Source organism: Microbacterium sp., from assembly GCF_052102115.1.
In the GTDB taxonomy this organism is placed as follows: Bacteria; Actinomycetota; Actinomycetes; order Actinomycetales; family Microbacteriaceae; genus Microbacterium.
The window spans coordinates 1-6,424 of record NZ_JBQDVP010000085.1; the positions used below are offsets into that span (position 1 = coordinate 1).

Sequence of the window (6,424 nt, forward strand, 5' to 3'; positions counted from 1 at the left end):
CCTCGATCGGAACCGCCGACAGCGCCATCACACCGACCAGCAGGTACGGCGCCGGAATCCAGCGCAGCAGCAGCGCGATGACGAAGTACAGCAGCAGGTAGGCGAGGAACCACAGGTGCTCGATCGGGTCGTAGAAGATGCGCCACGTCACCTCCCAGCCGAATCCGATTCCGGTCACCTGGAGCAGCGTCCAGAAGAACGCGATCAGCAACACCGACCACAGCAGATACGGCCATGCGATGCGGCGCAGCTTGCCGGCGGCATACGGGCGGATCCCCTTCGCCAGCGACCTCGTCACGAACAGCCCCGACAGGAGGAACATCGCCGGCAGCCGCAGCGGCGTCACCACGATCGTCAGGGTCTCGAGCCCAGCGAACTCGTGGCCGGTGAACAGTTCCGTGCGCTGCAGAGCGTGCACGAGGATCACGAGGATCACGGCCGTGCCGCGCACGACGTCGATCCAATCCGCCCTCGAGCGCTGCACTGATCCGGCCATCCGAGCATGTTACGACGCGGAGACGACCAGCGGCGTACGTATGATTGGTACTTCGCAGTCAGCAACCCTGGGGAGATGTGTGCTGAAGCTGGAATCCGACCCGTCGTTCCTCGACTCCCATACGACCCTCGAAATCGCGCTGATCCTCGGCGGCGTCGCGATCGGCGCGCTGGTGATCGCGGCGGTCGCTTTCCGGATCCGCTCACGCTGGCTGCTCGCCGCGGCCCTCGTGCTCGGCGTCGTGCAACTGTTCGGCCCGTTCGGCTTCACGTCGGCAGCACTGCTCGTCACCTGCACGCTGCTGCCGGTCGCGTTCTGGCGACGGCGCGAGGATCTGCGCAACCTCCGATCCCCCGCGACGATCTGGGCGCTGCTGCTCGCGGCGCTCGCTGCGTGGCAGGTCGTCTCGGTGCTGTGGTCGGCCAAGGTCGGCGCGGCGGGCTACGGCGTGATCTTCAGCGTCGCGCTGCTGACGGCCTACTTGCTCGCGCGAGACGTTGTCGATCGTGATGCCCAGGGGATCCCCGCCGCGATCGCCGCGGCCTCGCCCTTCGTGATCGTGTCGGCACTTCTCGTCATCGTCTTCCGCATCTCGCCCACGCTCGAGGCGTCGTACCTGCTCTCCCCCGTCGCCCGACTGTTCTCCGAGCCCGACGTCGCGCTCGTGACGCGCAGCGAGATCGATATCGCGCTGGATCCGCTCGGATCCCTCGGCGTCTTCTCCGATGTCGCGCGCCCGCCGGGCGCAGCAGGGGGCCTGCTCGCGGGGCTGTTCGATTCGACGACCCTGACGAACTTCCAGAACGTGCTCGACCCGACGAAGGCCGGCGGTGTATTCCTCAACGGCAATACGGCGTCTCTGTTCTTCGCAGTCGTCGCATGTGTGTCGGCGTGGGCCATGGTGCGCGGACGTCTGCGCGTGCTGCACGCGATCACCGCCGTCTCGGCGATCGCGGCGATCGTCGCCACCGGCTCGAAGACCGCACTGCTGCTGCTCGTCGGCCTGCCGCTGCTCGCGCTGCTGATCGCGTTCGCGGTGCGCCGCCCGCGCGCAGGCGCGATCACCGGATCAGCGATCATCGCCGCGGGCGTCGCCGGCGTCATCGCCGTGCTCACGATCAAGCCGAGCCTCGTCAGTTCCGGCACCCTGAGCGACCGGTTCACGCTGTGGCGCATGGTCGCCGATGCCTTCCCCGACCATTTCTTCCTCGGCTTCGGGTTCGGCAACTGGCGAGATCACATTGTCGAGCAATGGACGTCGTACTTTCCGGGCGTCGCGACCCAGATCTGGCCGCCGCACAACCTCGTGCTGCAGGCGTGGGTCGATGCGGGCATCGTCGCGCTGATCCTGACGCTGGCGATCGTCGCGCTGCCGCTCATCGGATCCGTGCGCCGCATCGGCGAGGCGCGCCGGGATCCGCTCTTCGGCGGGCGTTCGATCGGCACCGGCATCGTGTTCGTCGCGCTCGCGTGGGTGCTGCTGCACGGCATGGCCGACACGACGTTCTTCGCGGGCGACAACCACACGCTGCCTTTCGTGGCGCTGCTGTCGGCGGTCGCGCTGACTCCGTCTTCTAAGCTCAAGTCATGACGGTCTATGTCTACTATCCGCGCGGCCTCGCGACGGGTGGCCCCGAGGCCCTGCACCAGCTCGTCGATTCGCTGAGGCGCCAGAATCAGCCGGCGTTCCTCGTGCCGATTCCGGGCACCGAGTCGGCACCTCGCGCCGAGCGTTACGACCAATACGATGCCCCGGAGGCCTCGGCCGCTGGCGATACGCCCGGCGATATCGTCGTCGTGCCCGAGACGCAGGCGCTGCTGCTGAAGCCATTGCGCAAAGCCCGCGGATACGTGTGGTGGCTGTCGATCGATTATGCCCCCCGTTTCGTGATCGAGCGCGATCGCACCTCCCTGCTGCCCATCGAGCGCACTCGCAACACGCGGTTCCCGCTGCTGCCGGTGCGGGCCGCCAAGCGCGCGCTGCGCGGGCTCGTGACGGGCGAGGATCGCGTGCTGCGCGGATCCGGGCACCTGGCTCAATCGCACTACGCGTGGAACCACGTGTTCGCGCACATCGGTCGGGTCGGGTCGATCCTGAGCGACTACACACCGGTCGCCCCGCTCGATGCCGTGACGATCGCGGGGCGCATCCCTCGCGTCGCGTACAACCCGGCGAAGTCTCGGCCCATCATGGCCGAGTTCGCTCGGCGTTGGCCGGGCATCGAGCTGCTGCCGCTCGAGAACATGACGGGCGAGGAGGTCGCCGCGGCGCTCGCGACCTCGCTCGTCTACCTCGATCTCGGAGCGCACCCGGGCAAAGACCGCATGCCGCGCGAGGCTGCGGCCATGGGCTCCGTCGTGCTCGTGGCGAACCGCGGCGCCGCGGCGAACGGCGTCGACGTGCCGATCCCGCCCGCCCACAAAATCGATGTCGGCCCCGACATCGTGCAGAACGCGAAGCGCGCGCTCGATCGGGTGTTCGCGGATCCCACCGCCGCACTTGCGGCCCAGGCCGACTACCGCGCCCGCATTCCCCGCGAGCGCGACGTCTTCGACGCTGAGGTGCGGCGCGTGTTCGTGGAGGGGCTCGAAGGAGACGACGGGGCTGTGCCGACGGCGTAGGTGTCGTTCGGGAGAAGTTTCGCGATAGCGACTTCGAGGAGGCCGGCGATCCCTCCGGACGGAGATGAGCCCCAACTACGGAGCAGATCCGGATTCTGGTCCGCCCGAAGGGGCTTTTTCCTCCCGAAGCGTCACGACTTCGGCGGCTCCATCGGAAGCTGGGGGCCGTGATTCCAGGCCAGGATCGCAGGCTGCTCGCGGTCGTATCCGAGCACGGAGACGGATCCGGCGCCGAAGGTGATCGACGCACCGAACCGCGGGGCCTGCCGGAGGAACACGGCGGCCAGGATCCGCAGGTAGTGGCCGTGCGCGACGAGGGCGACGTCGCCGTGCACCATCGCCGGCAGCACCCGCGTGAGCACGCGCGACGCGCGGGCGGCGACCTCTTCGACCGTCTCGCCGGGAGTCTCGCCGCGGATGACGCCGTGCCGGAAGGCCGACCAGTTATAGCCGAGCTCGGCCCGGATGTCCTTCGTGGTGCGGCCCTCGTACCCGCCGTAATCCCATTCGATCAGCAACGGATCAATGTCGGCCTGCAGCCCCGCGAGCTCGGCCGTGCGGCGTGCGCGCTCGAGCGGGGACGTGAGCACGAGCCGGAAATCGTAGTCGCGCACCAGTTCGCCCGCGGCTCGCGCCAGATCCTCGCCGTGCGCGGTCAGCGGGATGTCCGTGAGCCCGGTGTGCCTTCCCGTCCTCGACCACTCGGTCTCGCCATGCCGCAACAGCACGAGCTTGCCCTGGGGATTATCCGGGGCCGGCTGGTCGGGCAGAGGGTCGGTTGGGTTCACAGGGACACAGTATCGACTGGAGTGTTCACTCTTGAGTGACGTTCATTCTTAATGAACATCGTCTTAGGGTGAACGCGAGCGCTTCCGAAGGAGACTCGCGCCAGATGCCGCGCGCATCGCGGATCCGGATCTTCACGGCGAAGTCTCCTTCTGAAGCATCAGCTTTGGTTTGTTCGAACTTCGGTGGCGCCATTCCTCACGTATGAGCGGCCCAAAGGGCATCCATCGGCACCGCGGAGATCCGCTCTCCGACCGCTCGCGTCTCGGATCCGGTGTGTAGGACGTATCCGGCGATGAACCGATCACCCAACTGGTCCCGCAGCATGCCGAGGCCAGCAGCGTCCTTTGATCGCACCGTAGCCGCCGACTTCACCTCGATGCCGACGACGCGACCATCCGGCGTCTCCAGGATCGCGTCCACTTCGACGCCTCGACTGTCACGGTAATGATGCAGCGTGGTGCGCGTCGACGCCCACGTCTGCTGCCGTCGCAATTCCCCGACGACGAAGCACTCGAGCAGAGCGCCTGTCAGAGGTGTGGTCGGCCCCAACCCTTCGGGTACAGCCCCGAGCAGAGCGGCGGCGAGCCCTGAGTCAACCGGGAAGATTTTCGGCTGCTTCACTTCACGAGACGTCAGGTTCACCGCCCAAGCCGGCAACGTGTGAGTCAGAAAGAGCGTCTCCAGAAGGGCCGCGTACGGGTCAAGCGTTCGTCGGGGCATGCCGGCATCGGTCGCCAGCGCAGACCAGACCATCGTGCTTCCCATCCGGGCGGCGATAAGGCGAAGTAAACGCGGCAGGTCTGACATACGCTGCAGACCCGAGATGTCAACAGCATCACGCCGCACGATCTGCGACACGTACGCCTCGTACCAGTCTTGTCGACGCTGAGCAGATTGTCGTCCCAACGCCTCCGGATAGCCGCCCGCGCATGCCCGCTCGACGTAGTCTTCACAAGTCAACGCGCTGTGGTGAGTCGACAACGCACCTTCAGAGAACGCGAGGTCGACGAACGACTCGGGAACCGACTCGATTTCTCGCTGGCTGAAGGGATGCAGGCTGATGTGCTGAGCGCGCCCAGCCAGCGACTCATGTGTCGAGGAGAGCTCGAGGAGGTTCGCCGACCCCGTGACGAGGAAGCGGCCGGGCCGGTGATCCCGATCGACTGCGGCTTTGAGCGCGATCACGAGTTCGGGCGCCCTCTGCAACTCGTCGATGATGAGCAGCCTATCGGGCGCCTGTTCGACGAATCCGGTCGGATCCGCACGTGCGAAGTCCAGCGACGGGGGATCGTCCAATGTCACCGACAACCCCGGTCGATCGATGAGCGCCTGACGCGAAAGCGTGGATTTGCCGACTTGTCGCGCCCCTTGGAGCACGACGATCCGCGTATCGGCGAGAGCCTCGATAAGTCGTGGGAACACGAGCCGCTCGACAAGGGATGACGCATTCATCAGGCCACCCTATCGCCGTCTTCGCCGTTTCACCACACACATCTCGCCGTTTCACCACCCGTCATTCGCCGTTTCACCACCATCTGCTCGCCGTTTCGCCGGGTAGTTCGGTAGCTCGGCGCTCGGCGACGAGCCACAACTACGGAGATGAGTCAGATACGCGGGGCGGATCGGTGAGCTGGTCCGAAGGTGTGGCCCATCTCCGAAGATCCGGGTCAGTGCTTTCGGATCACGCGTCGCAGCTTGCGCATACCGCGCTGCTCGGGCGGGAGGTCGTGCGTCAGCATCGCGTCGATGTCGCGGGCGTGCGCGGTGCGGGATCCCTGGATGCGCCGACGCTCTTCGCGCCCGTGCGTGGCCGCGAGGCGCACGCCGCGGCGCAGACCTGACCAGGCGGGCCTCGCAGATCCGGTGAGCGTCGCCTTCGCCAGCATCGCGCCGTACAGCAGGATGAACCTCGGCACGATCATGCTGCGCAGGCCCTTCGGGACGTTCTTCGTCACGAGGATCGGCAGGTTCTGGAAGTTCTGCCGCACGGTGAATCCGGGGATCCGCCCGCTCGTCGCCCCGATCCTGTGGTGCGCGACGGCCGCGGGGTCGTAGACGATCGCATGGCCGCGCAGCCGCGCGCGGAATCCGATGTCGATGTCTTCGAAGTAGGCGAAGAACCTCTCGTCGAACAGGCCGATGTCGCGGAAGAGATCAGCGCGGAACAGCGATGCCCCGCCCGAGGCCGAGAACACCGGGCCCTGCTCGGGGGCGTCGTGGGCGGCGAGCCCGCGGAAGCGCGGGAACGGCATGCCCCAGGTCGAGACCGCGTCGCCGGCGGTGTCGATGGTGCCGTCGAGGTCCGGATCCTCGCTGCGCCGCACCATCAGCCCCGTCGCGATCGACGCGCCCGTGCGCTCGAGGGCGGCGTCGAGGGATTCGAGCCAGGTCGGATCCGGGGTCGCGTCGTTGTTGAGCAGCGCGATCGCCTCGTATCCCTCGGCGAGCGCGCGGCGGATCCCCACGTTCACTCCGCCGGCGAACCCGAGGTTCGTCGGCTCGGTGTGCAGGACGAAG

The 6,424-nt window shown here is 67.2% G+C and carries 6 protein-coding genes; 2 read left to right on the forward strand and 4 right to left on the reverse strand.

Annotated features, from left to right (window positions below):
- A partial coding sequence (locus tag ACTICP_RS15385; RefSeq protein WP_441893843.1) for an acyltransferase family protein occupies positions 1-496 on the reverse strand: 496 nt, incomplete at its 3' end.
- A 79-nt stretch (positions 497-575) separates the two neighbouring features.
- On the opposite strand from ACTICP_RS15385, the gene ACTICP_RS15390 reads away from it, so the two are divergent.
- Both ACTICP_RS15390 and ACTICP_RS15395 read left to right on the forward strand, forming a co-directional pair.
- Positions 576-2,087 carry an O-antigen ligase family protein gene (locus ACTICP_RS15390; RefSeq protein WP_441893845.1) on the forward strand — a complete coding sequence of 504 codons (1,512 nt, stop codon included), beginning with the start codon at positions 576-578 and terminating at the stop codon, positions 2,085-2,087.
- Positions 2,084-3,118, forward strand: coding sequence for a hypothetical protein (locus tag ACTICP_RS15395; RefSeq protein WP_441893847.1), 1,035 nt, complete (start codon positions 2,084-2,086; stop codon positions 3,116-3,118). Before ACTICP_RS15390 ends, ACTICP_RS15395 begins: the two co-directional genes overlap by 4 nt.
- 131 nt (positions 3,119-3,249) lie before the next feature.
- Here the strand turns inward: ACTICP_RS15395 and ACTICP_RS15400 are convergent, their stop codons facing one another.
- The 3 genes from ACTICP_RS15400 to ACTICP_RS15410 all read right to left on the reverse strand — a co-directional run.
- Positions 3,250-3,906, reverse strand: coding sequence for a histidine phosphatase family protein (locus tag ACTICP_RS15400; RefSeq protein ID WP_441842123.1), 657 nt, complete (start codon positions 3,904-3,906; stop codon positions 3,250-3,252).
- A gap of 196 nt (positions 3,907-4,102) precedes the next feature.
- Positions 4,103-5,359: an ATP-binding protein gene (locus tag ACTICP_RS15405; RefSeq protein ID WP_441893850.1), complete on the reverse strand. Its 1,257-nt coding sequence runs from the start codon at positions 5,357-5,359 to the stop codon at positions 4,103-4,105.
- Positions 5,360-5,574: 215 nt separating this feature from the next.
- Positions 5,575-6,424, reverse strand: an 850-nt coding sequence (locus ACTICP_RS15410; protein WP_441893852.1) for a glycosyltransferase, incomplete at its 5' end; no start/stop codon positions are given.

Bases quoted from the DNA above. Each gene is read 5' to 3' on its own strand.
- ACTICP_RS15405 (WP_441893850.1), bottom strand. From the start codon at position 5,359: ATGAATGCGTCATCCCTTGTCGAGCGGCTCGTGTTCCCACGACTTATC.
- ACTICP_RS15395 (WP_441893847.1), top strand. From the start codon at position 2,084: ATGACGGTCTATGTCTACTATCCGCGCGGCCTCGCGACGGGTGGCCCC.